The organism is Streptomyces sp. NPDC003635 (assembly GCF_053587635.1).
Window position 1 is genome coordinate 28,743 of record NZ_JBSFOK010000026.1, and the last position, 25,424, is coordinate 54,166.

The 25,424-nt window shown below is 70.3% G+C and carries 25 protein-coding genes; 24 read left to right on the forward strand and 1 reads right to left on the reverse strand.

Going from position 1 to position 25,424, the window contains the following annotated elements:
- The 13 genes from ACWDRW_RS23635 to nusB all read left to right on the forward strand — a co-directional run bounded on the left by ACWDRW_RS23635 (position 1) and on the right by nusB (position 12,824).
- Positions 1-351, forward strand: a complete 351-nt coding sequence (locus ACWDRW_RS23635; RefSeq protein WP_451726009.1) for a hypothetical protein — start codon at positions 1-3, stop codon at positions 349-351.
- Positions 351-3,023 carry an alanine--tRNA ligase gene (gene alaS / locus ACWDRW_RS23640; protein ID WP_451726010.1) on the forward strand — a complete coding sequence of 891 codons (2,673 nt, stop codon included), beginning with the start codon at positions 351-353 and terminating at the stop codon, positions 3,021-3,023. The genes ACWDRW_RS23635 and alaS overlap by 1 nt, the downstream gene beginning before the upstream one ends.
- Entirely contained in the window at positions 3,023-3,487 is a 465-nt protein-coding gene (gene ruvX / locus ACWDRW_RS23645; RefSeq protein WP_451726011.1) for a Holliday junction resolvase RuvX, read from the forward strand. Before alaS ends, ruvX begins: the two co-directional genes overlap by 1 nt.
- A gap of 121 nt (positions 3,488-3,608) precedes the next feature.
- Entirely contained in the window at positions 3,609-5,312 is a 1,704-nt protein-coding gene (gene mltG / locus ACWDRW_RS23650; RefSeq protein ID WP_451726012.1) for an endolytic transglycosylase MltG, read from the forward strand.
- Between the two features lie 11 nt (positions 5,313-5,323).
- Positions 5,324-6,166, forward strand: a complete 843-nt coding sequence (locus tag ACWDRW_RS23655) for a shikimate dehydrogenase (RefSeq protein ID WP_451726013.1) — start codon at positions 5,324-5,326, stop codon at positions 6,164-6,166.
- A gap of 50 nt (positions 6,167-6,216) precedes the next feature.
- Positions 6,217-6,495 (forward strand): hypothetical protein, encoded by a 279-nt coding sequence (locus ACWDRW_RS23660; protein WP_451726014.1) that lies wholly within the window; start codon positions 6,217-6,219, stop codon positions 6,493-6,495.
- A 185-nt stretch (positions 6,496-6,680) separates the two neighbouring features.
- A complete protein-coding gene (aroC, locus tag ACWDRW_RS23665; RefSeq protein ID WP_451726015.1) occupies positions 6,681-7,865 on the forward strand; it encodes a chorismate synthase in 1,185 nt (394 codons plus the stop codon).
- A complete protein-coding gene (locus ACWDRW_RS23670; protein ID WP_451726016.1) occupies positions 7,862-8,374 on the forward strand; it encodes a shikimate kinase in 513 nt (170 codons plus the stop codon). The genes aroC and ACWDRW_RS23670 overlap by 4 nt, the downstream gene beginning before the upstream one ends.
- Entirely contained in the window at positions 8,371-9,462 is a 1,092-nt protein-coding gene (aroB, locus tag ACWDRW_RS23675) for a 3-dehydroquinate synthase (protein WP_451726017.1), read from the forward strand. The genes ACWDRW_RS23670 and aroB overlap by 4 nt, the downstream gene beginning before the upstream one ends.
- A gap of 165 nt (positions 9,463-9,627) precedes the next feature.
- Positions 9,628-10,500, forward strand: coding sequence for a Pro-rich N-terminal domain-containing protein (locus ACWDRW_RS23680; RefSeq protein ID WP_451726018.1), 873 nt, complete (start codon positions 9,628-9,630; stop codon positions 10,498-10,500).
- A gap of 164 nt (positions 10,501-10,664) precedes the next feature.
- Positions 10,665-11,771 (forward strand): aminopeptidase P family protein, encoded by a 1,107-nt coding sequence (locus tag ACWDRW_RS23685; RefSeq protein WP_451726019.1) that lies wholly within the window; start codon positions 10,665-10,667, stop codon positions 11,769-11,771.
- Positions 11,772-11,823: 52 nt separating this feature from the next.
- Positions 11,824-12,390: an elongation factor P gene (gene efp / locus ACWDRW_RS23690; protein ID WP_451726020.1), complete on the forward strand. Its 567-nt coding sequence runs from the start codon at positions 11,824-11,826 to the stop codon at positions 12,388-12,390.
- A 2-nt stretch (positions 12,391-12,392) separates the two neighbouring features.
- Positions 12,393-12,824, forward strand: a complete 432-nt coding sequence (nusB, locus tag ACWDRW_RS23695) for a transcription antitermination factor NusB (protein ID WP_451726021.1) — start codon at positions 12,393-12,395, stop codon at positions 12,822-12,824.
- Positions 12,825-13,092: 268 nt separating this feature from the next.
- Here the strand turns inward: nusB and bldD are convergent, their stop codons facing one another.
- Positions 13,093-13,593: a transcriptional regulator BldD gene (bldD, locus tag ACWDRW_RS23700; RefSeq protein ID WP_003956405.1), complete on the reverse strand. Its 501-nt coding sequence runs from the start codon at positions 13,591-13,593 to the stop codon at positions 13,093-13,095.
- A gap of 252 nt (positions 13,594-13,845) precedes the next feature.
- Here bldD and pyrR point away from each other — a divergent pair, with 252 nt between their 5' ends.
- The 11 genes from pyrR (at position 13,846) to rpoZ (ending at position 25,358) form a co-directional block, all read left to right on the forward strand.
- A complete protein-coding gene (gene pyrR, locus ACWDRW_RS23705; RefSeq protein WP_451726022.1) occupies positions 13,846-14,403 on the forward strand; it encodes a bifunctional pyr operon transcriptional regulator/uracil phosphoribosyltransferase PyrR in 558 nt (185 codons plus the stop codon).
- An 86-nt stretch (positions 14,404-14,489) separates the two neighbouring features.
- A complete protein-coding gene (locus tag ACWDRW_RS23710) occupies positions 14,490-15,467 on the forward strand; it encodes an aspartate carbamoyltransferase catalytic subunit (RefSeq protein ID WP_451726023.1) in 978 nt (325 codons plus the stop codon).
- Between the two features lie 5 nt (positions 15,468-15,472).
- Positions 15,473-16,759 carry a dihydroorotase gene (locus ACWDRW_RS23715; protein WP_451726024.1) on the forward strand — a complete coding sequence of 429 codons (1,287 nt, stop codon included), beginning with the start codon at positions 15,473-15,475 and terminating at the stop codon, positions 16,757-16,759.
- Complete coding sequence (locus tag ACWDRW_RS23720; RefSeq protein ID WP_451726025.1) at positions 16,756-17,316, forward strand: PH-like domain-containing protein; 561 nt, start codon at positions 16,756-16,758, stop codon at positions 17,314-17,316. The genes ACWDRW_RS23715 and ACWDRW_RS23720 overlap by 4 nt, the downstream gene beginning before the upstream one ends.
- Positions 17,313-18,455: a glutamine-hydrolyzing carbamoyl-phosphate synthase small subunit gene (carA, locus tag ACWDRW_RS23725; RefSeq protein ID WP_451726026.1), complete on the forward strand. Its 1,143-nt coding sequence runs from the start codon at positions 17,313-17,315 to the stop codon at positions 18,453-18,455. Before ACWDRW_RS23720 ends, carA begins: the two co-directional genes overlap by 4 nt.
- Positions 18,448-21,756 (forward strand): carbamoyl-phosphate synthase large subunit, encoded by a 3,309-nt coding sequence (carB, locus tag ACWDRW_RS23730; RefSeq protein ID WP_451726027.1) that lies wholly within the window; start codon positions 18,448-18,450, stop codon positions 21,754-21,756. The genes carA and carB overlap by 8 nt, the downstream gene beginning before the upstream one ends.
- Before the next feature lie 54 nt (positions 21,757-21,810).
- Positions 21,811-22,917, forward strand: a complete 1,107-nt coding sequence (locus tag ACWDRW_RS23735) for a quinone-dependent dihydroorotate dehydrogenase (RefSeq protein WP_451726028.1) — start codon at positions 21,811-21,813, stop codon at positions 22,915-22,917.
- Positions 22,914-23,756, forward strand: a complete 843-nt coding sequence (gene pyrF / locus ACWDRW_RS23740) for an orotidine-5'-phosphate decarboxylase (RefSeq protein ID WP_451726029.1) — start codon at positions 22,914-22,916, stop codon at positions 23,754-23,756. The genes ACWDRW_RS23735 and pyrF overlap by 4 nt, the downstream gene beginning before the upstream one ends.
- Positions 23,757-24,077: 321 nt before the next feature.
- Positions 24,078-24,401: an integration host factor gene (locus ACWDRW_RS23745; RefSeq protein WP_003977346.1), complete on the forward strand. Its 324-nt coding sequence runs from the start codon at positions 24,078-24,080 to the stop codon at positions 24,399-24,401.
- 60 nt (positions 24,402-24,461) lie between these two features.
- Positions 24,462-25,019, forward strand: a complete 558-nt coding sequence (gmk, locus tag ACWDRW_RS23750; RefSeq protein ID WP_451726030.1) for a guanylate kinase — start codon at positions 24,462-24,464, stop codon at positions 25,017-25,019.
- A gap of 66 nt (positions 25,020-25,085) precedes the next feature.
- Positions 25,086-25,358, forward strand: a complete 273-nt coding sequence (gene rpoZ / locus ACWDRW_RS23755; protein WP_003988945.1) for a DNA-directed RNA polymerase subunit omega — start codon at positions 25,086-25,088, stop codon at positions 25,356-25,358.
- Positions 25,359-25,424 lie beyond the last annotated feature (66 nt).

The following is a 25,424-nucleotide window of genomic DNA, read 5'->3' on the forward strand; positions in this document are numbered from 1 at the left end:
ATGTTCCGCCGTACGTTCTGGTTCACCACGGGTGTCGCGGCCGGTGTCTGGGCCACCACCAAGGTCAACCGCAAGATCAAGCAGCTGACTCCCGAGCACCTGGCCACGCAGGCCGCCAACAAGGCGCTCGAGGCGGGGAACCGTCTCAAGGACCGCGCCGTGGGCTTCGCGCTCGACGTCCGCGACAACATGGCCCAGCGGGAGGCCGAGCTGGAGGACGCGCTGGGCATTCACGCGGACCCCGAACTCCCCGCGCCGCGGCGCCACGCCGCGATCGAGAACCGCAACAAGCCGAAGACGTACGTCATCGACGACACGACGTACTCGTACAACCGGAATGAGGACCACTGATGGAGTCGGCTGAGATCCGCCGCCGCTGGCTGAGCTTCTTCGAGGAGCGCGGGCACACCGTCGTCCCTTCGGCGTCGCTCATCGCGGACGACCCGACTCTGCTCCTCGTCCCGGCCGGCATGGTGCCCTTCAAGCCCTACTTCCTGGGTGAGGTCAAGGCGCCCTACGCCCGCGCCACGAGCGTCCAGAAGTGCGTGCGCACCCCGGACATCGAAGAGGTCGGCAAGACCACCCGGCACGGCACCTTCTTCCAGATGTGCGGCAACTTCTCCTTCGGCGACTACTTCAAGGAAGGCGCCATCAAGTACGCCTGGGAGCTGCTCACCACGCCCCAGGACAAGGGTGGTTACGGCCTGGAGCCGGAGAAGCTCTGGATCACCGTCTACAAGGACGACGACGAGGCCGAGCGCATCTGGCACGAGGTCGTCGGCGTGCCGAAGGAGCGCATCCAGCGCCTCGGCATGAAGGACAACTACTGGTCCATGGGCGTCCCCGGACCCTGTGGCCCGTGCTCCGAGATCAACTACGACCGCGGCCCCGAGTTCGGCGTCGAGGGCGGCCCCGCCGTCAACGACGAGCGGTACGTGGAGATCTGGAACCTCGTCTTCATGCAGTACGAGCGGGGCGAGGGCATCGGCAAGGACAACTTCGAGATCCTCGGAGAGCTGCCGAGCAAGAACATCGACACGGGCCTCGGCCTGGAGCGGCTCGCCATGATTCTGCAGGGCGTGCGGAACATGTACGAGATCGACACCTCCATGGCCGTCATCAAGAAGGCCACCGAGCTGACCGGAGTGGCCTACGGCGACGCCCACGACTCGGACGTCTCCCTGCGCGTGGTCACCGACCACATGCGTACGTCCGTGATGCTCATCGGCGACGGTGTGACGCCGGGCAACGAGGGCCGCGGCTACGTCCTGCGCCGCATCATGCGCCGCGCCATCCGCAACATGCGCCTGCTGGGCGCCACCGGCCCGGTCGTCAAGGACCTGATCGACGTCGTGATCGGCATGATGGGCCGGCAGTACCCCGAGCTGGTCACCGACCGCGAGCGCATCGAGAAGGTCGCCCTGGCCGAGGAGAACGCCTTCCTCAAGACGCTCAAGGCCGGCACCAACATCCTCGACACCGCCGTCACCGAGACCAAGTCCGCCGGCGGCACCGTCCTCTCCGGCGACAAGGCGTTCCTGCTCCACGACACCTGGGGCTTCCCGATCGACCTCACCCTGGAGATGGCCGCCGAGCAGGGCCTGTCCGTGGACGAGGACGGCTTCCGGCGCCTGATGAAGGAGCAGCGCGAGCGCGCCAAGGCCGACGCCCAGGCCAAGAAGACCGGCCACGCCGACATGGGCGCCTACCGCGAGATCGCGGACAGCGCCGGTGAGACCGAGTTCATCGGCTACAGCGACACCGAGGGCGAGTCGACCATCGTCGGCATCCTGGTCGACGGCGCCTCCTCCCCGGCCGCCACCGAGGGCGACGAGGTCGAGATCGTCCTCGACCGCACCCCCTTCTACGCCGAGGGCGGTGGCCAGATCGGCGACACCGGCCGCATCAAGGTCGACTCGGGTGCCGTCATCGAGATCCGTGACTGCCAGAAGCCGGTCCCGGGTGTCTACGTCCACAAGGGCGTCGTGCAGTTCGGCGAGGTCACCGTCGGTGCCAAGGCGCACGCCTCGATCGACGGCCGCCGCCGTACCGCCATCGCCCGCGCTCACTCGGCCACGCACCTCACCCACCAGGCCCTGCGCGACGCCCTCGGCCCGACGGCCGCCCAGGCCGGTTCCGAGAACCAGCCCGGCCGCTTCCGCTTCGACTTCGGTTCGCCGTCCGCCGTTCCGACGGCCGTGATGACCGACGTCGAGCAGAAGATCAACGAGGTGCTCGCCCGCGACCTCGACGTGCACGCCGAGGTCATGGGCATCGACGAGGCCAAGAAGCAGGGCGCCATCGCCGAGTTCGGCGAGAAGTACGGCGAGCGGGTCCGCGTGGTGACCATCGGCGACTTCTCCAAGGAGCTGTGCGGCGGCACCCACGTGCACAACACCGCCCAGCTCGGCCTGGTCAAGCTGCTCGGCGAGTCCTCCATCGGCTCCGGTGTGCGCCGTATCGAGGCCCTCGTCGGCGTCGACGCCTACAACTTCCTCGCCCGCGAGCACACGGTCGTCGCCCAGCTCCAGGAGCTGATCAAGGGGCGCCCCGAGGAGCTCCCGGAGAAGGTCTCCGCCATGCTCGGCAAGCTGAAGGACGCCGAGAAGGAGATCGAGAAGTTCCGCGCCGAGAAGGTGCTCCAGGCCGCGGCCGGGCTCGTCGAGTCCGCCAAGGACATCCGCGGCATCGCGGTGGTCACCGGCCAGGTCCCGGACGGCACGACCCCCGACGACCTGCGCAAGCTGGTTCTCGACGTGCGCGGTCGCATCCAGGGCGGCCGGGCCGCCGTGGTCGCTCTGTTCACCGTCAACAACGGCAAGCCGCTCACGGTCATCGCCACCAACGAGCCCGCCCGCGAGCGCGGCCTCAAGGCCGGTGACCTGGTGCGTACGGCCGCCAAGACCCTCGGCGGCGGCGGTGGCGGCAAGCCCGACGTCGCCCAGGGCGGCGGCCAGAACCCGGCCGCGATCGGCGAGGCCGTGGACGCCGTGGAGCGCCTGGTCGGGGAGACGGCCAAGTAATGCGCAGAGGACGTCGGCTCGCCATCGACGTCGGGGACGCCCGCATCGGGGTCGCCTCGTGCGACCCCGACGGGATCCTCGCCACTCCGGTGGAGACGGTTCCCGGCCGGGACATCCCCGCGGCCCAGCGCCGGTTGAAGCAGCTGGTCGAGGAGTACGAGCCGATCGAGGTCGTCGTCGGGCTCCCGCGCTCCCTCAAGGGGGGCGAGGGCCCGGCCGCGGTCAAGGTCCGCGGCTTCGCCCAGGAGCTCGCCCAGGGCATCGCGCCCGTTCCGGTGCGGCTCGTGGACGAGAGAATGACCACGGTGACGGCCAGTCAGGGACTGCGCGCCTCCGGCGTGAAGTCGAAAAAGGGCAGATCGGTCATCGACCAGGCAGCCGCTGTGATCATCCTCCAGCAGGCGCTCGAATCCGAACGGGTGTCAGGTAAAGCACCGGGCGAGGGCGTCGAAGTGGTCATCTGATCGCGATACGGTAACGTTCCGCGCGATGCGGCGGTGTTCGAACAGCCGCCGCACAACGAGAGGCGGAACGGTAGCCGGGCCGGAAGCCGCGCGACCGCCGCCTCGCGGCTCTAGGGGATCGATGACTGAGTATGGCCGGGGCCAAGGCTCCGAACCGTGGCATCCCGAGGACCCGTACTACGGGGACGACGGATGGGGAGGACAGCAGGCCCAGCAGGGTCAGCAGTCCCCCTACGGCGGCCAGCCGCAGCACTATCCAGAGCAGCCGCAGCAGCCGCAGTACGGCGACTGGGGCACCGGTCAGCAGGGCGGATACGGCCAGGAGCAGTATCCGCACCAGTACGACCAGCAGCAGTACCAGGGCCAGCAGCAGTACCAGCAGGGACACGGTCAGCAGCAGTACCAGGGGCAGGGCCAGCAGGGGTACGGGGACGGCGGCTGGGGCACCGGCACGCATCCGCATGTCCAGTACACCGACCCGTCGGACCCGTACGGCCAGCAGGCCGGAACCTACGGCGGACAGCAGGCGGACTACTACGGCACGCCCGAGGCGTACCCGCCGCCGGAGCCGCCGAGCCGCCGGCAGGCCGAGCCGGAACCGCAGACCGACTGGGACCCGGGCCCCGACCAGGGCGAGCACGCCTTCTTCGCGGGCGGTGGCGGCGACGATGACGACGACCTCGACGACGAGCCGGGCGACCGGCGCGGGCGGGGCGAACGGCGGGGCCGGGGCGGCAAGGAGAAGAAGCGCCGCAGCGGATGCGCCTGCCTGGTGGTCCTGGCGGTGTTCGGCGGCGGTATCGCCGGAGTCGGGTATTTCGGGTACCAGTTCTACCAAAATCGTTTCGCCTCGGCCCCGGACTACGCGGGCGACGGCACCGACGAGACGGTCTCCGTCACCGTCCCCAAGGGCGCCGGCGGCGCCGCGATCGGGCGGATGCTCAAGGACGCGGGCGTGGTCAAGAGCGTCGACGCGTTCGTCTCCGCGTTCACCCAGAACGACCGGGCGGGCACCATCCAGGCCGGCTCCTACCTGCTGAACAAGCAGATGTCCGCCGAGAGCGCCGTCGAGATGATGCTCGACCCGAAGAGCCAGAACAACCTGGTCGTCCCCGAGGGCACGCGCAATGTCGCGGTCTACAAAGAGATCGACACCCGCCTCGGACTGGACAAGGGCACCACGGCGAAGGTCGCCAAGGAGAAGTACAAGGGCCTTGGGCTGCCCGACTGGGCGCAGGGTCACGAGAACGTGAAGGACCCGCTCGAAGGCTTCCTGTACCCCTCCAGCTACGCGGCCGGAAAGGGCGACAAGCCGGAGGACGTCCTGAAGGAGATGGTCGCCCGGGCCAAGGAGAAGTACGAGGACCTGGGCCTGGAGAAGAAGGCCGAGAGCCTGGGCCTCGACGGGCCTTGGGAGCTGCTCACCGTGGCGAGCCTGGCGCAGGCCGAGGGCACCAGCCACGACGACTTCCGGAAGATGGCCGAGGTCGTCTACAACCGCCTGGAGCCGGGCAACCCGCAGACGTACGGCGCTCTGGAGTTCGACTCCACGTACAACTACATCAAGAACCAGAGCAAGATCGACCTGACGATCGCCGAGCTGAAGCAGTACAACAACCCGTACAACACGTACTACGTCAAGGGGCTGCCGCCCGGTCCCATCGACAACCCTGGTGAAGAGGCGCTGAAGGGCGCGCTGAACCCGACCAGTGACGGCTGGTACTACTTCATCTCGCTGGACGGCAAGACCAGCAAGTTCACCAAGACGCTCGCCGAGCACGAGAAGCTGGTGGAGAAGTTCAACGCCTCGCGGAACGACGACTGAGGACAGGTTCCATGACAGCTCGGGCCGCAGACGCCCGCCGCCGGGCCGCCGTGCTCGGCTCGCCCATCGCCCACTCCCTCTCGCCGGTGCTGCACCGCGCCGCCTACGAGGAGTTGGCGCTCACCGGTTGGACGTACGACCGGTTCGAGGTGGACGAGGCCGCGCTGCCCGGGTTCTTCGCGGAACTCGGTCCCGAGTGGGCCGGGCTGTCGCTGACCATGCCGCTGAAGCGGGCGGTCATTCCGCTGCTCGACGAGATCAGTGAGACGGCCCGCTCGGTGGAGGCGGTCAACACCGTCGTGTTCACCGAGGACGGCCGCCGGGTCGGTGACAACACCGACATCCCCGGCATGGTCGCCGCGCTGCGCGAGCGCGGCATCGAACAGGTCGACTCCGCGGCGATCCTGGGCGCCGGCGCCACCGCGTCCTCCGCGCTGGCCGCCCTCGCGCGCGTCTGCACCGGCGAGGTCGTGGCCTACGTCCGCAGCGCGGCCCGCGCCGCGGAGATGCGGCAGTGGGGCGAGCGGCTGGACATCGAGGTGCGTACGGCGGAGTGGGCCGACGCCGCCGAGGCGCTCCGCGCGCCCCTGGTCATCGCCACCACTCCGGCCGGTACGACCGACGAGCTCGCCTCCGCCGTACCGGAGCGGCCGGCCACCCTGTTCGACGTGCTCTACGAGCCGTGGCCCACCGAACTGGCGGCCCGCTGGTCCATGTTCGGCGGGGCCGTCGTCAGCGGACTCGACCTCCTGGTGCACCAGGCCGTCCTCCAGGTCGAGCAGATGACGGGCCTCGCCCCGGCCCCGCTGGACGCCATGCGGAAAGCGGGCGAACACGCGCTCGAAGCCCGCTAAGATCCACTCCGGTTCCGCAGGGGGCGGGGCCGGGAGGGGGGACTCGCTCGATGTCCACCGGCGTGTCGCTGGCGTCCGCCAAGAGCCAGATCTTCGAGAGCCTGCTGTGGTTCCTGCCCGACTGGGTGCAGAACACCGTGCTCGTCCTGATCGTCGTGGCCGTCCTGGCGGCCTGGGGGCTGAAGCTCCGCAACAAGATCGCCTACCGCCGTGCCCTGCGCCAGGCTCAGGCACAGCCGGTCCCGGCCGCCTCGTACGACCAGGGCAGCGGCGCCGACCACCTGGGCGCGTACGCCCCGCAGCGGCGGGCGGAGGACGGCTCCGTCTGATGGCGTGGCCGCGCCGCGGGCTGACACATTCGCGTCCGACTGATGGACCGGCGGCCGGGGACCGGCCCGGGACGTGGGAGGATCGGAAGTGGCGGGCCGGGGCCGCGCACCTGGTTCAGCCGTCGCCGTACGCGAGGACACGCGTACGAAGGGCAGTACCAGGGCGCGAGCACTGAGGAGCATCGTTGAGCAGGTTGCGCTGGCTGACCGCGGGGGAGTCCCACGGCCCCGCACTCGTGGCGACGCTGGAGGGCCTTCCGGCCGGCGTGCCGATCACGACGGAGATGGTGGCGGACCACCTGGCCCGGCGCCGGCTCGGCTATGGCCGCGGTGCGCGGATGAAGTTCGAGCGCGACGAGGTCACCTTCCTCGGCGGCGTCCGGCACGGCCGCACCCTCGGCTCCCCGGTGGCCATCATGGTCGGCAACACCGAGTGGCCCAAGTGGGAGCAGGTCATGGCGGCCGACCCGGTCGACGAGGAGATCCTCGCCGGACTCGCCCGCAACGCCCCGCTGACCCGGCCCCGTCCCGGTCACGCGGACCTCGCCGGCATGCAGAAGTACGGCTTCGACGAGGCCCGGCCGATCCTGGAGCGCGCCTCGGCGCGTGAGACCGCGGCCCGGGTGGCGCTCGGCGCGGTGGCGCGGTCGTACCTGAAGGAGACCGCCGACATCGAGATCGTCAGCCATGTCGTCGAGCTGTGCTCCGTGAAGGCTCCGCACGGCGTGTACCCGACCCCGGCCGACGTGGAGAAGCTGGACGCCGACCCGCTGCGCTGCCTGGACGCGGACGCGTCGAAGGCGATGGTCGCGGAGGTCGACCAGGCGCACAAGGACGGCGACACCCTCGGCGGCGTGGTCGAGATCCTGGCCTACGGCGTACCGGTGGGCCTCGGCTCGCACGTGCACTGGGACCGCAAGCTGGACGCGCGGCTCGCCGGTGCCCTCATGGGCATCCAGGCGATCAAGGGCGTCGAGGTCGGCGACGGCTTCGAGCTGGCGCGGGTGCCGGGCTCGAAGGCGCACGACGAGATCGTCAACACGCCCGAGGGCATCAAGCGGGTCTCCGGCCGCTCCGGTGGCACCGAGGGCGGTCTGACCACCGGTGAGCTGCTGCGGGTCCGCGCCGCGATGAAGCCCATCGCGACCGTGCCGCGCGCCCTGCAGACCGTGGACGTCACCACCGGCGAGGCCGCCCAGGCCCACCACCAGCGCTCCGACGTCTCCGCGGTCCCGGCCGCGGGCATCGTCGCCGAGGCCATGGTGGCCCTCGTCCTCGCGGACGCGGTCGCGGAGAAGTTCGGCGGCGACAACGTGGCGGAGACCCGTCGCAACGTCCAGTCGTACCTCGACAACCTGGCGATCCGATGAACCCAGTGGTGGTGCTCGTCGGCCCGATGGGCGTGGGCAAGTCCACCGTCGGGCGGCTGCTGGCCGAGCGGCTCGGCGTCGGGTACCGGGACACGGACGACGACATCGTCGCCGAGCAGGGCCGGACCATCGCCGAGATCTTCGTCGACGAGGGCGAGTCCGCCTTCCGCGCGATCGAGAAGCAGGCGGTGCTGCGGGCGCTGGGCGAGCACGAGGGCGTCCTCGCGCTGGGCGGCGGCGCGATCCTGGACGAGGGCACGCGCGCCGCGCTCGCCGGCCTTCGGGTCGTCTACCTCTCGATGGACGTCGAGGAGGCGGTCCAGCGCACCGGCCTCAACGCCGCCCGCCCGCTGCTCGCCGTCAACCCGCGCAAGCAGTGGCGCGAACTGATGGAGGCGCGACGGCACCTGTACGAGGGGATCGCCACGGCGGTCGTCGCCACTGACGGCCGTACGCCCGAGGAAGTCACCGAAGTCGCCCTGGACGCACTGGAGTTGAAAGAAGCATGAGCGAGGCAGTGACGCGGATCCAGGTCGGCGGCACGGCGGGCAGTGAGCCGTACGAGGTCCTGGTGGGCCGTCAGCTCCTGGGCGAGCTCGGCGGGTTGATCGGCGACCGGGTCAAGCGGGTCGCGGTGATCCACCCCGAGGCGCTCGCGGAGACCGGCGACGCGCTGCGTGCCGACCTCGTCGAGCAGGGCTACGAGGCCGTCGCCATCCAGGTGCCGAACGCGGAGGAGGCCAAGACCGCCGAGGTCGCCGCCTACTGCTGGAAGGCGCTCGGTCAGTCCGGCTTCACCCGCACCGACGTCGTCGTGGGCGTCGGCGGCGGTGCCACCACCGACCTCGCCGGGTTCGTCGCGGCGACCTGGCTGCGCGGGGTGCGCTGGATCGCGGTGCCCACCACCGTTCTGGCGATGGTGGACGCGGCCGTCGGCGGCAAGACCGGTATCAACACCGCCGAGGGCAAGAACCTCGTCGGCGCCTTCCACCCGCCCGCCGGTGTCCTGTGCGACCTGGCCGCGCTGGACTCCCTCCCGGTCAACGACTACGTCTCCGGACTCGCCGAGATCATCAAGGCCGGCTTCATCGCCGACCCGGCGATCCTCGACCTCATCGAGTCCGACCCCCAGGCCGCCCGCACCCCGGAGGGTCCGCACACCGCCGAGCTGATCGAGCGGTCGATCCGGGTGAAGGCCGAAGTGGTCTCCTCCGACCTCAAGGAGTCGGGCCTGCGCGAGATCCTCAACTACGGGCACACCCTCGGCCACGCCATCGAGAAGAACGAGCGCTACAAGTGGCGCCACGGCGCCGCGGTGGCCGTCGGCATGCACTTCGCGGCGGAGCTGGGGCGTCTCGCGGGCCGTCTGGACGACGCGACCGCCGACCGGCACCGTTCGATCCTGGAGGCGGTCGGCCTTCCGCTGCACTACCGCTACGACCAGTGGCCCAAGCTGCTGGAGACCATGAAGGTCGACAAGAAGTCCCGCGGCGACCTGCTCCGTTTCATCGTCCTGGACGGCCTCGCCAAGCCGACCGTTCTGGAGGGTCCGGATCCCGCGGTGCTGCTGGCCGCGTACGGAGAAGTGGGTCAGTAAGTCCCCGGGCATGGCGTAACGCCCGATTTTCCTGTGGGGATGGGCACTTCGGACCGCCCTCGGCCGTTCACCAATCGGCGGCCGGGGGCGGTACCGTTCGGTAGGGAGCGGGGCCAGGGCCTCGCTGTCAGCGCCCATGGCCCGTACGAGATGGAGTGGCACCGGATGCAGCACGCAGTGGGTTCTCCGCTGCCGCCGCCCCACCAGCCGGGGCACGGACCGGCCGTCGGCTGGTCACCGGCCGCACAGCACGCAGGCCCTCCGCACCAGGGGGCGGCACCGGTACCCCCGGGTTTCGCGGCTCCGCCCCCGGGCCCGGTTCCGCCGGCCCCGCATCACTCGGCGCCCCCGCACGTGCCGCAGCCCCAGGCGCCGCAGCACGCCCCGCAGCCGCCGCGCCCCGACACCACCGGCCATGTGCCGCTGCCGCCCGGCGGCCCGGTCGCCGTGCCGAGCGCCCCGGCGGCGCCCGATCCGGCCGCCACGACCCTCGCGGTCCTGCTGATCGGTCCGGCGGGCGCGGGGAAGACGAGCGTCGCCAAGTACTGGGCCGACCATCGCCGGGTCCCCACGGCCCACATCAGCCTCGACGACGTCCGCGAGTGGGTCCGCTCCGGCTTCGCCGATCCGCAGACCGGCTGGAACGACAACTCCGAGGCCCAGTACCGCCTGGCCCGCCGCACCTGCGGCTTCGCCGCCCGGAACTTCCTGGCCAACGGCATCTCCTGCATCCTCGACGACGCGGTCTTCCCCGACCGCCCGGTCGTCGGCCTCGGTGGCTGGAAGCGGCACGTGGGTCCGGGACTGCTGCCGGTGGTCCTGCTGCCGGGCCTGGAGATCGTCCTGGAGCGCAACGCGGAACGCTCGGGCAACCGCCGCCTCACCGACGAGGAGGTCGCCCGCATCCACGGCCGCATGGCCGGCTGGTACGGCTCGGGGCTGCCGATCATCGACAACTCCCAGCTCGACGTCCCCCAGACGGCACAGGTCCTGGACGACGTACTGGCACGGTCCATAGCGAGCCCGCCGAGCTGGTAGGGAACTGCAGGGCGCCGGGGACCTGTACGTACCTGAAGGGGCGCGGGGAACTGCGTGAGCAACCCCCACCAGGCACGCACGCGGCACGCAACCGCTCCTGGCACGCCGTCCCCCGAACGCCCTCCCAACCAGCACAAACCCGACAAGACTCCTAGGCTCGAGTCATGTCAGAGGTGTACGCCACCCGCAGAGCAACACTCAGGGACCGCTGCCAAGCCGGCGGCAGCCAAGCCGCACTGGTCACCCGCCCCGCCAACGTGCGGTACCTCGCGGGCGCCGCCCCCAAGCGAGCCGTTCTGCTCATCGGCCGCACCGAGGACGTCCTGGTGTGCACCGACCCGCCCGACGACCGCCCCGCGGAAGCCCGCCTGGACGAGTCGCTCCGGGTGCACAAACTCCCCGGCGCCGGCGGCGATCCTGCGGTGGCCGCTGCGGATCTCGCCGAGGCGCAGCGCGCGGACTGCCTCGCCGTCGAGGAACACCACCTCACCGTCGCCCGCCACCGCGCGATCCGCTCCGTGGCCCCCCGGCTCCGCCTGGCCGATCTCGGGGGAGCGGTGGAACAGCTCAGGGTGGTCAAGGACGAGGAGGAGATCTCCTGCCTCCGCATCGGCGCCGAGATCGCCGACCAGGCCCTCGGCGAGCTGCTGGAGTCCATCCTCGTCGGCCGGACCGAGCGGCATCTCGCGCTGGAACTGGAGCGCCGGCTCGTCGACCACGGCGCCGACGGCCCGGCCTTCCCCACCTCCGTCGCGACCGGCCCCAACTCCGGCCGCCGCGCCCACCGGCCCACCGATCGGCGCGTCGAGGAGGGCGATTTCCTCTCCGTCTGCCTGGGGGCCACCTACCGCGGCTATCGTTGCGAGATCGGCCGTACCTTCGTCATCGGCACGTCTCCCGCGGACTGGCAGATCGAGTTGTACGACCTCGTCTTCGCCGCTCAGCGCGCCGGGCGGGAGTCTCTGGCGCCCGGCACCGCCTACCGGGACGTGGACCGTGCGGCGCGTCAGGTGCTGGACTCCGCGGGACATGCGCAGGGGCTGCCACCGCTCACCGGGCATGGCGTCGGACTCGAAATCGACGAGGACCCGCAGTTGGCCCCCGCGGCCATGGGTAAACTGGACGCTTGCGTGCCGGTCACCGTCGAACCGGGGGTCCACCTCCCGGGCCGGGGCGGCGTCCGGATCGATGACACGCTCGTCGTCCGCCCCGAGGCGGACGGCGGACCCGAGCTACTCACCATCACGACCAAGGAGCTGCTCGCACTATAGGCAGGTGCGTGCCCCCGGGGTCGTCCACGTCAGTCCAGGAGATTCCGCAACCGTGGCTTCCACGAACGACCTCAAGAACGGCATGGTGCTCAAGCTCGAAGGCGGCCAGCTCTGGTCCGTCGTCGAGTTCCAGCACGTCAAGCCCGGCAAGGGCCCGGCCTTCGTGCGCACCAAGCTCAAGAACGTGCTGTCCGGGAAGGTCGTCGACAAGACCTTCAACGCCGGCGTGAAGGTCGAGACGGCCACCGTCGACAAGCGGGACATGCAGTTCTCCTACATGGACGGCGAGTACTTCGTCTTCATGGACATGGAGACCTACGACCAGCTCATGGTCGACCGCAAGGCCGTCGGCGACGCCGCCAACTTCCTGATCGAGGGCTTCACCGCAACCGTCGCGCAGCACGAGGGCGAGGTGCTCTTCGTCGAGCTGCCGGCCGCCGTCGAACTCGTCATCCAGGAGACCGAGCCGGGTGTCCAGGGCGACCGCTCCACCGGTGGCACCAAGCCCGCCATCCTGGAGACCGGCCACCAGATCCAGGTCCCGCTCTTCATCACCACCGGTGAGAAGATCAAGGTGGACACGCGTACCAGCGACTACCTCGGCCGGGTGAACAGCTAACCGTGGCCGCCCGCAACACGGCCCGCAAGCGCGCCTTCCAGATCCTCTTCGAGGGCGACCAGCGCGGCGCCGACGTCCTGACGGTCCTCGCGGACTGGATCCGGCTCTCCCGGGCCGACACCCGGCAGCCGCCGGTGAGCGAGTACACGATGCAGCTGGTCGAGGGCTACGCGGAGCACGCGAAGCGGATCGACGAGCTGATCGCCCAGTACTCGGTCGGCTGGACGCTGGACCGGATGCCGGTCGTCGACCGCAACATCCTGCGGCTCGGCGCCTACGAGCTGATCTGGGTCGACGAGACCCCGGACGCCGTCGTGCTGGACGAGATGGTGCAGCTGGCCAAGGAGTTCTCCACGGACGAGTCGCCGGCCTTCGTCAACGGCCTGCTCGGCCGTCTGAAGGAGCTCAAGCCGACGCTGCGCCGGGAGGCGTAGGCGGCGGTACGACGAACGCCGGGGCCCGCAGCGAACGCCCGCTGCGGGCCCCGGCGTTTGTGCGCCTCTGGCACGGGGTGGTGCGGGCGCCGACGGCCGGGCGATGGTCCGTGGCTTGTCGCGCAGTCCCCCGCGCCGCCGGGGAGCTCCTCCCGCCCGGCGTTGCGAGGGGCCGCCGTCCCGTGCGGGGGAGAAAGACCGCCGGGGTGGCGGGAGCCGTTAGCTCCTACCACCCCGGCGTTACGTTTCTGCTCAACCCGCGGAGCGCTCAGCTCTCCTCGTGGGACACCGCGCGACGGGCGTCGGCGTCCAGCACACCCCAGCTGATCAGCTGCTCGGTGAGGACCGAGGGGGACTGGTCGTAGATGACGGCGAGTGTGCGCAGGTCGTCCTGGCGGATCGAGAGCACCTTGCCGTTGTAGTCACCGCGCTGCGACTGGATCGTCGCGGCGTAGCGCTGGAGGGGGCCCGCCTTCTCGGCCGGGACGTGGGCCAGCCGCTCCAGGTCCAGGACCAGCTTCGGCGGCGGCTCGGCGGCGCCGCCCGGCGTGGTGCCCGGGAGCAGCTCCTGGACCGGAACGCCGTAGAAATCCGCCAGCTCGGCAAGACGCTGTACGGTCACGGCACGGTCGCCGCGCTCGTACGAACCGACCACCACGGCCTTCCAGCGTCCCTGGGACTTCTCCTCGACACCGTGGAGGGAAAGGCCCTGCTGGGTGCGGATGGCCCGGAGCTTGGCCCCGAGCTGTTTGGCGTATTCGCTGGACATATAGCTCCCCGGACACTGTGTCGACGCGGCCGGCCGTCTTCCTGCCGCGCGGCTGGTAACTCACTGTGAGGTTACGCAGCGTGACTCTTGTGCGTCAAGCCGAATGGTCCACACCGACTCTTCCGTGGTCGCGGCGACCCATTGGGCCAAGGGGGTGATCCGGGTCCGTTTCCCGGCCTGCTACGGTGGATGACGCAAACCCGACGTCCTTTAAGGTCCGTCCCGTGAGGCGGAGAAGGAGGTCCTCTTCGTATGGACATGCAAGCGTCCGATGCGCGGCCCGTTCTCGAAGGCCCCGACATCGCGCGGGTCCTGACCCGCATCGCCCACGAGATCGTCGAACGCGCCAAGGGCGCCGACGACGTGGTGCTCCTCGGCATCCCCACCCGCGGCGTCTTCCTCGCCCGGCGGCTCGCCGTCAAGCTCGAAGAGATCACCGAGCGCAAGATCCCGGTCGGCTCGCTGGACATCACCATGTACCGCGACGACCTGCGCATGCACCCGCCGCGTGCGCTGGCCCGCACCGAGATCCCCGGTGACGGGATCGACGGCCGCCTCGTCGTCCTCGTCGACGACGTGCTCTTCTCCGGTCGCACCATCCGCGCCGCCCTCGACGCGCTGGGCGACATCGGCCGCCCGCGCGCGGTGCAGCTCGCCGTGCTCGTCGACCGCGGTCACCGGGAACTGCCCATCCGCGCCGACTACGTCGGCAAGAACCTCCCCACGTCGTTGCGGGAGACGGTCAAGGTCCAGCTCACCGAGGAGGACGGTCGCGACACCGTGCTGCTCGGTGTGAAGCAGACCCAGTAGCAGGCCGACGGGACATGCCGGCCCTCGGCATGCCCTGACCTGCCCCGAATCTCCCGAAACCTGAACTGCCTTACGGAGCCTGACAGATGCAGCGTCATCTCATCTCGGCCGCCGACCTCACCCGCGACGACGCCGTCCAGATCCTCGACACCGCCGAGGAGATGGCCCGGGTGGCCGACCGGCCCATCAAGAAACTGCCGACCCTGCGCGGCCGTACGGTCGTCAACCTCTTCTTCGAGGACTCCACGCGCACCCGGATCTCCTTCGAGGCGGCCGAGAAGCGGCTGTCCGCGGACGTCATCAACTTCTCCGCCAAGGGATCCAGCGTCTCCAAGGGCGAGTCGCTCAAGGACACCGCCCAGACGCTGGAGGCCATGGGCGTCGACGCCGTGGTGATCCGGCACGGCGCCTCGGGAGCGCCGTACCGCCTCGCCAACTCGGGCTGGATCGACGCCGCCGTCATCAACGCCGGTGACGGCACCCACCAGCACCCGACCCAGTCGCTGCTCGACGCCTTCACCATGCGCCGCCGACTGGTCGGCCGGGACGCCGGGCTCGGCCAGGACCTGGCAGGCAAGCGGATCACGATCGTCGGCGACGTCCTGCACAGCCGGGTCGCCCGCTCCAACGTCGACCTGCTGCACACCCTCGGCGCCGAGGTCACCCTGGTCGCCCCGCCGACGCTGGTGCCGGTCGGCGTCGAGACCTGGCCCTGTGAGGTGAGTTACGACCTCGACAGCACGCTTCCCAAGTCCGACGCGGTGATGATGCTCCGCGTCCAGCGCGAGCGGATGAACGCCGCGTTCTTCCCGACCGAGCGCGAGTACTCGCGGCGCTACGGCCTCGACGGCGACCGCATGGCGAAGATGCCCGAGCACGCCATCGTGATGCATCCGGGCCCGATGGTCCGGGGCATGGAGATCACCGCAGAGGTCGCCGACTCCGAGCGCTGCACCGCCATCGAGCAGGTCGCAAACGGAGTCTCCATCCGGATGGCCGTCCTGTACCTGCTGCTGGGCGGCAGCGAGCCCGCCGTCAGCCACACCCGTATCGAGGAGAAGTAAGACAGATGAGCAAGATCCTGATCCGTGGTGCGAAGGTGCTCGGCGGCGAGCCGCAGGACGTCCTGATCGACGGCGAGGTGATCGCCGAGGTGGGCGCCGGTCTGCAGGCCGAGGGCGCCGAGGTGGTCGAGGCGGCCGGCAAGGTGCTGCTGCCGGGCCTGGTCGACCTGCACACCCATCTGCGCGAGCCGGGCCGCGAGGACTCCGAGACCGTCCTGACCGGAACCCGCGCCGCCGCCTCCGGCGGCTACACCGCCGTGTTCGCCATGGCCAACACCTTCCCCGTCGCCGACACCGCCGGCGTCGTCGAGCAGGTCTGGCGGCTGGGCCGCGAGCACGGGTACTGCGACGTGCAGCCCATCGGCGCCGTCACCGTCGGCCTGGAGGGCAAGAAGCTCGCCGAGCTGGGCGCCATGCACGAGTCGGCGGCCGGGGTCACCGTCTTCTCCGACGACGGCAAGTGCGTCGACGACGCCGTGATCATGCGGCGGGCCCTGGAGTACGTGAAGGCCTTCGGCGGTGTCGTCGCCCAGCACGCGCAGGAGCCCCGGCTGACCGAGGGCGCCCAGATGAACGAGGGCGTCGTCTCCGCGGAGCTGGGCCTCGGCGGGTGGCCCGCGGTGGCCGAGGAGTCGATCATCGCCCGGGACGTCCTGCTCGCCGAGCACGTCGGCTCCCGCGTCCACATCTGCCACCTCTCGACCGCCGGCTCGGTGGAGATCGTCCGCTGGGCCAAGTCCCGCGGCATCGACGTCACCGCCGAGGTCACCCCGCACCACCTGCTCCTCACCGACGAGCTGGTCCGCACGTACAACCCGGTCTACAAGGTCAACCCGCCGCTGCGCACCGAGCGTGACGTGATGGCGCTGCGCGAGGCGCTCGCGGACGGCACGATCGACATCGTCGCCACCGACCACGCCCCGCACCCGCACGAGGACAAGGACTGCGAGTGGGCCGCCGCCGCCATGGGCATGGTCGGCCTGGAGACCGCGTTGTCAGTGGTGCAGGAGACCATGGTCGACACCGGGCTCCTCGACTGGGCCGGGGTCGCCGCGCGCATGTCCTTCAAGCCCGCCGAGATCGGGCAGGCGAAGGGCCACGGCCGTCCCGTCTCGGCTGGTGAGCCCGCCAACCTCACGCTCCTCGACACGGAATACCGTGGGTCCGTGGACCCCGCGGGCTTCGCCTCGCGCAGCCGCAACACTCCGTACCAGGGGCGTGAGCTGCCGGGCCGTGTGACGCACACGTGGCTCCGGGGCAAGGCCACGCTCGTCGACGGGAAGCTCACGTGACACCACTCCTGACCATCGCCGCCGAACAGAAGTCGGCCGAGGTGACCGACTGGGCCGCCCGCATCGGCTGGCTCGTCGGCCTCGCCCTCTTCGTCGCGCTCGTGTACTGGCTGATGCGCGAGGGCTGGAAATGGCGCGGCACGCTCCAGGGCGACCTGCCCGAGCTGCCCAGCGCGCCCGCAGAGCCGGGCCCGGTCAGACTGAGCATGAGCGGCCGGTACCACGGCTCCACCACCGCGGGGCAGTGGCTCGACCGCATCGTGGCGCACGGCCTCGGTACCCGCAGCCGGGTCGAGCTCACCCTGACGGACGCGGGCCTGGACGTCGTACGCCCCGGGGCGAGCGACTTCTTCGTCCCGACCGAACAGCTGCGCGAGGCCCGGCTCGACAAGGGCATCGCGGGCAAGGTCCTCACCGAGGGCGGACTGCTCGTCGTGACCTGGGCGCACGGCGACCGAATGATCGACTCCGGCTTTCGCTCGGACACGGCCGCCGAGCACACCGAGTGGGTCGACACCCTGAATCAGATGATCAACAAGACGGAAGGCGCACGATGACGACCTCCACAAGGGGAGCCACCAAGGTTCCCGCCGTCCTCGTCCTGGAGGACGGCCGGATCTTCCGCGGCCGTGCCTACGGGGCCGTGGGGGTGACCTTCGGCGAGGCCGTGTTCTCCACCGGCATGACCGGCTACCAGGAGACCCTCACCGACCCGTCGTATCACCGTCAGGTCGTCGTGATGACCGCCCCGCACGTCGGCAACACCGGGGTCAACGACGAGGACCCCGAGTCGAAGCAGATCTGGGTCGCCGGTTACGTCGTGCGCGACCCCGCGCGCGTGCCGTCCAACTGGCGCTCCCGGCGCTCGCTGGACGAGGAGCTGCGCCACCAGGGCGTCGTCGGGATCTCCGGCATCGACACCCGCGCGCTCACCCGCCACCTGCGCGAGCGCGGCGCCATGCGCGTCGGCATCTTCTCCGGCAACGCCCTGCCCGACGAGGGCACCATGCTCGCCGAGGTCCGCCAGGCCCCGGAGATGAAGGGCGCCGACCTCTCCGCCGAGGTCGCCACCAAGGAGGCGTACGTCGTCCCCGCGATCGGCGAGAAGAAGTTCACCGTCGCCGCCGTCGACCTCGGCATCAAGGGCATGACCCCGCACCGGATGGCCGAGCGCGGCATCGAGGTGCACGTGCTGCCGGCCACGGCGACCCCCGAGGAGGTCTACGCCGTGAACCCGGACGGCGTGTTCTTCTCCAACGGTCCCGGTGACCCGTCCACCGCCGACCACCCGGTCTCCGTCATGCAGGCGGTCCTGGAGCGCGGCACCCCGCTCTTCGGGATCTGCTTCGGCAACCAGATCCTCGGCCGCGCCCTCGGCTTCGGCACCTACAAGCTGAAGTACGGCCACCGCGGCATCAACCAGCCCGTGCAGGACCGTACGACCGGCAAGGTCGAGGTCACCGCGCACAACCACGGCTTCGCCGTCGACGCCCCGCTCGACCAGGTCTCCGAGACCCCCTACGGCCGCGCCGAGGTCTCCCACGTCTGCCTCAACGACAACGTGGTGGAGGGCCTCCAGCTGCTCGACAAGCCGGCCTTCAGCGTCCAGTACCACCCCGAAGCGGCAGCGGGCCCGCACGACGCCGCCTACCTGTTCGACCGCTTCGTTTCCCTGATGGAGGGCCAGCGTGCCTAAGCGCACCGATATCCAGTCCGTCCTGGTCATCGGCTCCGGCCCGATCGTCATCGGCCAGGCCGCCGAGTTCGACTACTCCGGGACCCAGGCGTGCCGCATCCTGCGCGCCGAGGGCCTGCGGGTCATCCTCGTGAACTCCAACCCGGCGACGATCATGACCGACCCGGAGATCGCGGACGCGACCTACGTCGAGCCGATCACCCCGGAGTTCGTCGAGAAGATCATCGCCAAGGAGCGCCCGGACGCCCTGCTGCCCACCCTGGGCGGCCAGACGGCCCTCAACACGGCGATCTCGCTGCACGCGGCGGGCACCCTCGAGAAGTACGGCGTTGAGCTGATCGGCGCCAACGTCGAGGCGATCAACAAGGGCGAGGACCGCGACCTGTTCAAGGAGGTCGTCGAGGAGGTCCGCAAGAAGATCGGGCACGGCGAGTCCGCCCGCTCGGTCATCTGCCACTCCATGGACGACGTCCTCAAGGGCGTCGAGACCCTCGGCGGCTACCCGGTCGTCGTCCGCCCCTCCTTCACCATGGGCGGCGCCGGCTCCGGCTTCGCGCACGACGAGGAGGAACTGCGCCGCATCGCCGGACAGGGCCTCACCCTCTCGCCGACCACCGAGGTGCTCCTGGAGGAGTCCATCCTCGGCTGGAAGGAGTACGAGCTGGAGCTGATGCGCGACAAGCACGACAACGTCGTGGTCGTCTGCTCCATCGAGAACTTCGACCCGATGGGCGTGCACACCGGTGACTCCATCACCGTCGCCCCCGCGATGACCCTCACCGACCGCGAGTACCAGGTGCTGCGCGACGTCGGCATCGCGATCATCCGCGAGGTCGGCGTCGACACCGGTGGCTGCAACATCCAGTTCGCGGTGAACCCCGAGGACGGCCGGGTCATCGTCATCGAGATGAACCCGCGCGTGTCCCGCTCCTCCGCGCTCGCGTCCAAGGCGACCGGTTTCCCGATCGCGAAGATCGCGGCGAAGCTGGCCGTCGGCTACACCCTGGACGAGATCCCCAACGACATCACGCAGGAGACTCCGGCCTCCTTCGAGCCGACGCTCGACTACGTGGTCGTGAAGGCCCCGCGGTTCGCGTTCGAGAAGTTCCCGTCCGCGGACTCCACGCTGACCACGACCATGAAGTCGGTCGGCGAGGCCATGGCGATCGGCCGGAACTTCACCGAGGCCTTCCAGAAGGCGATGCGCTCCCTGGAGAAGAAGGGTTCGCAGTTCACCTTCGTCGGCGAACCCGGCGACAAGGCCGCCCTCCTCGCCGAGGCCGTCCGGCCCACCGACGGCCGCATCAACACCGTCATGCAGGCGATCCGCGCGGGCGCCACCGCGGAGGAGGTCTTCGAGTACACGAAGATCGACCCCTGGTTCGTCGACCAGCTCTTCCTGATCAAGGAGATCGCGGACGAACTCGCCGAGGCGCGTGAGCTCACCCCCGAGCTGCTCGCCGAGGCCAAGCGGCACGGCTTCTCCGACCAGCAGATCGGCGAGATCCGCGGCCTGCGCGAGGACGTCGTGCGCGAGGTGCGCCACGCCCTGGGCCTGCGCCCGGTCTACAAGACGGTCGACACCTGCGCGGCCGAGTTCGCCGCGAAGACGCCGTACTTCTACTCCTCCTACGACGAGGAGACCGAGGTCGCGCCGCGCGAGAAGCCCGCCGTGATCATCCTCGGTTCGGGTCCGAACCGCATCGGCCAGGGCATCGAGTTCGACTACTCCTGCGTCCACGCCTCCTTCGCGCTGAGCGAGGCCGGGTACGAGACCGTGATGGTCAACTGCAACCCGGAGACCGTCTCCACGGACTACGACACCTCCGATCGCCTGTACTTCGAGCCGCTGACGCTCGAGGACGTCCTGGAGATCGTCCACGCGGAGTCCCTGGCCGGCCCGATCGCGGGTGTGGTCGTCCAGCTCGGCGGCCAGACCCCGCTGGGCCTGGCGCAGGCGCTGAAGGACAACGGCGTGCCGATCGTCGGCACCTCCCCGGAGGCCATCCACGCCGCCGAGGACCGCGGCGCCTTCGGCCGCGTCCTGCACGAGGCCGGCCTCCCGGCCCCGAAGCACGGCACCGCCACCACCTTCGCCGAGGCCAAGGCCATCGCCGACGAGATCGGCTACCCGGTCCTCGTCCGGCCGTCGTACGTCCTCGGCGGGCGCGGCATGGAGATCGTCTACGACGAGACCCGCCTCGCCGCCTACATCGCCGAGTCGACCGAGATCAGCCCGACCCGGCCGGTCCTCGTCGACCGCTTCCTGGACGACGCGATCGAGATCGACGTGGACGCGCTCTACGACGGCACCGAGCTGTACCTCGGCGGCGTGATGGAGCACATCGAGGAGGCCGGCATCCACTCCGGCGACTCCGCGTGCGCGCTGCCCCCGATCACGCTCGGCGGCCACGACATCAAGCGGCTTCGGGCCTCCACGGAGGCCATCGCCCGCGGAGTCGGGGTGCGCGGTCTGATCAACATCCAGTTCGCCATGGCGGGGGACATCCTCTACGTCCTGGAGGCCAACCCGCGGGCCTCCCGCACGGTCCCGTTCACCTCCAAGGCGACCGCGGTTCCGCTGGCGAAGGCCGCCGCCCGTATCTCGCTGGGCGCGACCATCGCCGAGCTGCGGGCCGAGGGTCTGCTGCCGAGGAACGGCGACGGCGGCGAGCTGCCGCTGGACGCGCCGATCTCCGTCAAGGAGGCGGTCATGCCGTGGTCGCGGTTCCGCGACATCCACGGCCGCGGTGTCGACACCGTCCTGGGCCCGGAGATGCGCTCCACCGGCGAGGTCATGGGCATCGACTCCGTCTTCGGCACGGCGTACGCCAAGTCCCAGGCGGGTGCCTACGGTCCGCTGCCGACGAAGGGCCGCGCCTTCATCTCGGTGGCCAACCGCGACAAGCGGTCGGTGATCTTCCCGGCGCGTGAGCTGGTCGCGCACGGCTTCGAGCTGCTCGCCACCTCCGGCACCGCCGAGGTCCTCAGGCGCAACGGCATCAACGCCACCGTCGTGCGCAAGCAGTCCGAGGGCACCGGGCCCAACGGCGAGAAGACCATCGTCCAGCTCATCCACGACGGCGAGGTCAACCTCATCGTCAACACCCCGTACGGCACCGGTGGCCGCCTCGACGGCTACGAGATCCGTACCGCGGCCGTGGCGCGGTCCGTGCCGTGTCTGACGACCGTGCAGGCCCTGGCCGCCGCGGTCCAGGGCATCGACGCCCTCAACCACGGTGACGTGGGCGTCCGTTCGCTCCAGGAACACGCCGAACACCTGACGGCGGCCCGCGACTAGCAGCCCTGAGGGGGACACCGGAAACGGTGTCCCCCTCTTGGTGAGGACACCACCATGTACAAGCTTTTCTTCCGTCTGGTCTTCCGACGGATGGACCCGGAGCAGGCGCACTACCTGGCGTTCCGCTGGATCCGGCTCGCCGCCGGGATCCCCGTGCTGCGCACCTTCGTCGCCGCGGCGCTCGCGCCCCGCTTCAAGGAACTGCGCACCGAGGCCCTCGGGCTGCGCATGCACGGGCCCTTCGGGCTCGCCGCCGGCTTCGACAAGAACGCGGTGGCCATCGACGGCATGTCGATGCTGGGCTTCGACCACGTCGAGGTCGGCACCGTCACCGGCGAGGCGCAGCCCGGCAACCCCAAGCAGCGGCTGTTCCGCCTCGTGCCCGACCGGGCGCTGATCAACCGCATGGGCTTCAACAACGAGGGCTCCCTGGCCGTCGCCGCGCGGCTGGCCTCCCGCACGCCCGTGTTCGGCACGGTCGTGGGCGTCAACATCGGCAAGACCAAGGTGGTTCCGGAGGCCGAGGCCACCGGCGACTACGTGAAGTCGACCGAGCGGCTCGCGCCGTACGCCGACTACCTGGTCGTGAACGTCTCCTCGCCGAACACGCCGGGGCTGCGCAACCTCCAGGCGGTCGACCATCTGCGCCCGCTGCTGAGCGCCGTGCGTGAGGCGGCCGACCGCACCGTCACCACGCGCCGCGTCCCGCTGCTGGTCAAGATCGCGCCGGACCTCGCCGACGAGGACATCGACGCCGTGGCCGATCTCGCCGTCGAACTGGGCCTGGACGGGATCATCGCCACCAACACCACCATCGCGCGCGAGGGACTCGGGCTGCGATCCGGACCCGCCCTGGTCCAGGAGACCGGCGGCCTGTCCGGCGCCCCGCTGAAGGAGCGCTCCCTGGAGGTGCTGCGGCGCCTGTACGCACGCGTGGGCGACCGCATCACCCTCGTGGGCGTCGGAGGCATCGAGAACGCCGAGGACGCCTGGCAGCGCATCCTGGCCGGCGCCACGCTGGTGCAGGGGTACAGCGCATTCGTCTACGAGGGTCCCTTCTGGTGCCGCGCGATCCACAAGGGTCTCGCCGCCCGGCTGCGCACCAGCCCGTACGCCACGCTCGCCGACGCGGTCGGCGCCGACGTGAGGAAGGCCGCATGACTCTGGAACCCTTCGGCGCGCGGCTGCGCCGTGCCATGGACGAGCGGGGCCCGCTCTGCGTGGGCATCGACCCGCACGCCTCCCTGCTCGCGGAGTGGGGCCTCGAGGACGACATCGCCGGTCTGGAGCGGTTCAGCCGCACGGTCGTCGAGGCGATGGCCGACCGGGTCGCCGTGCTGAAGCCGCAGAGCGCGTTCTTCGAGCGGTTCGGCTCGCGCGGGGTGGCCGTGCTGGAGAAGTCGGTCGAGGAGGCCCGGGCGGCCGGCGCCCTCGTGGTGATGGACGCCAAGCGCGGTGACATCGGTTCGACCATGGCCGCGTACGCGGAGTCCTTCCTGCGCAAGGACTCCCCGCTGTTCTCGGACGCGCTGACCGTCTCGCCGTACCTGGGCTACGGCTCGCTCTCGCCCGCCGTGTCGCTGGCCCGGGAGAGCGGCGCCGGTCTGTTCGTGCTGGCGCTGACCTCCAACCCGGAGGGCGGGGAGGTGCAGCACGCGGTGCGGGCCGACGGGCGGAACGTGGGCGCGACCATGCTGGCCCACCTTGCCGCCGAGAACGTGGGGGAGGAGCCCCTGGGCTCCTTCGGCGCGGTCGTCGGCGCCACTCTGGGCGACCTGTCCTCCTACGACCTGCGGATCAACGGTCCGCTCCTGGCGCCCGGCATCGGCGCCCAGGGGGCCACGCCCGCGGATCTTCCCCGGGTCTTCGGGGCGGCGGTGCGCAATGTCGTGCCCAACGTCAGCCGGGGGGTGCTGCGGCACGGTCCCGACGTCGGAGCGTTGCGGGCCGCGGCGGAGCGGTTCGCGGAGGAGATCCGGGCGGCCGTGGCGGCCGCGTGAGCCCCGCCGGGCCCGACCTGGTCGGTCTCGCCGGCGGTCCTCGGCGGTGTATTTAGACGCTTGTTCGAGTCCTCCGATGAGTGACCGAGGGCCGACTTGAGTCTGAATACATCCTCAAATCCAGGGCAATATGTCTGAAATGTCCGTACTGACGGAGGCTGACCAGGACTTTTCCGCTGTTCTCGCTGACTCTGGCGGACTTGCCCGCTAGTCTCCGAGCAGAGAACGGGCAAGCGTGTTGCTCGTGGCTCCCCAGGTGTGGGGCGACTAGGTTCCTCACCGGTCCGTATCCGACAGTTCAACATCCGAGGTGACGTAGGCGTGGCTCTTCCGCCCCTTACCCCTGAACAGCGCGCAGCCGCGCTCGAAAAGGCCGCCGCGGCTCGCCGGGAGCGGGCCGAGGTCAAGAATCGACTCAAGCACTCCGGCGCCTCCCTTCACGAGGTCATCAAGCAGGGCCAGGAGAACGACGTCATCGGCAAGATGAAGGTCTCCGCCCTCCTTGAGTCCCTGCCGGGCGTGGGCAAGGTCCGCGCCAAGCAGATCATGGAGCGACTCGGCATCTCCGAGAGCCGCCGCGTGCGTGGTCTCGGCTCCAACCAGATCGCGTCCCTGGAGCGTGAGTTCGGCAGCACCGGCTCCTGAACCCGGGCACTGCCGGGAAGGGAGTCCCGGGCACCCCGGGATTGCTGGAATAATCGCTGCATGAGTGAACGTCCGCGGCTGACCGTGCTCTCCGGCCCCTCAGGGGTCGGCAAGAGCACGGTCGTCGCCCATATGCGCAAGGAACACCCCGAGGTCTGGCTCTCGGTGTCGGCGACGACCCGCAAGCCCCGCCCCGGCGAGCAGCACGGAGTCCACTACTTCTTCGTCACCGACGAGGAGATGGACAAGCTGATCGCCAACGGGGAGCTGCTGGAGTGGGCCGAGTTCGCCGGCAACCGCTACGGCACGCCGCGCGCGGCCGTGCTGGAGCGGCTGGAGGCGGGCGAGCCCGTCCTGCTGGAGATCGACCTCCAGGGCGCCCGGCAGGTCCGCGAGTCCATGGCGGAGGCCCACCTGGTGTTCCTGGCTCCTCCCTCCTGGGAGGAGCTGGTGCGCAGGCTCACCGGCCGGGGCACCGAGCCGCCCGAGGTGATCGAGCGTCGCCTGGAGGCCGCGAAGGTCGAACTGGCCGCCGAGCCGGAGTTCGACGAGACCTTGGTCAACACCTCCGTCGAGGACGTGGCGCGCGAGCTGCTAGCCTTGATGGACGTTGTGTGATCGTGTCTGACCGTTCAGACGCTGATCATCCAGCCTGAATCTTTCCCATCCATCGGAAGGTAGAGCGTGTCCTCTTCCATCTCCGCGCCCGAGGGCATCATCAACCCGCCGATCGACGAGCTCCTCGAGGCCACCGACTCGAAGTACAGCCTCGTGATCTACGCGGCCAAGCGAGCCCGCCAGATCAACGCGTACTACTCGCAGCTCGGCGAGGGCCTCCTCGAGTACGTCGGTCCGCTCGTCGACACCCACGTCCACGAGAAGCCGCTCTCGATCGCCCTGCGCGAGATCAACGCGGGTCTGCTGACGTCCGAGGCCGTAGAGGGCCCGGCGCAGTAGTATTTCCTGCTTGCAGCAGTCTTTTCCACAGGCCCGGCAGTCATGCTGCCGGGCCTGTGGTGTGTC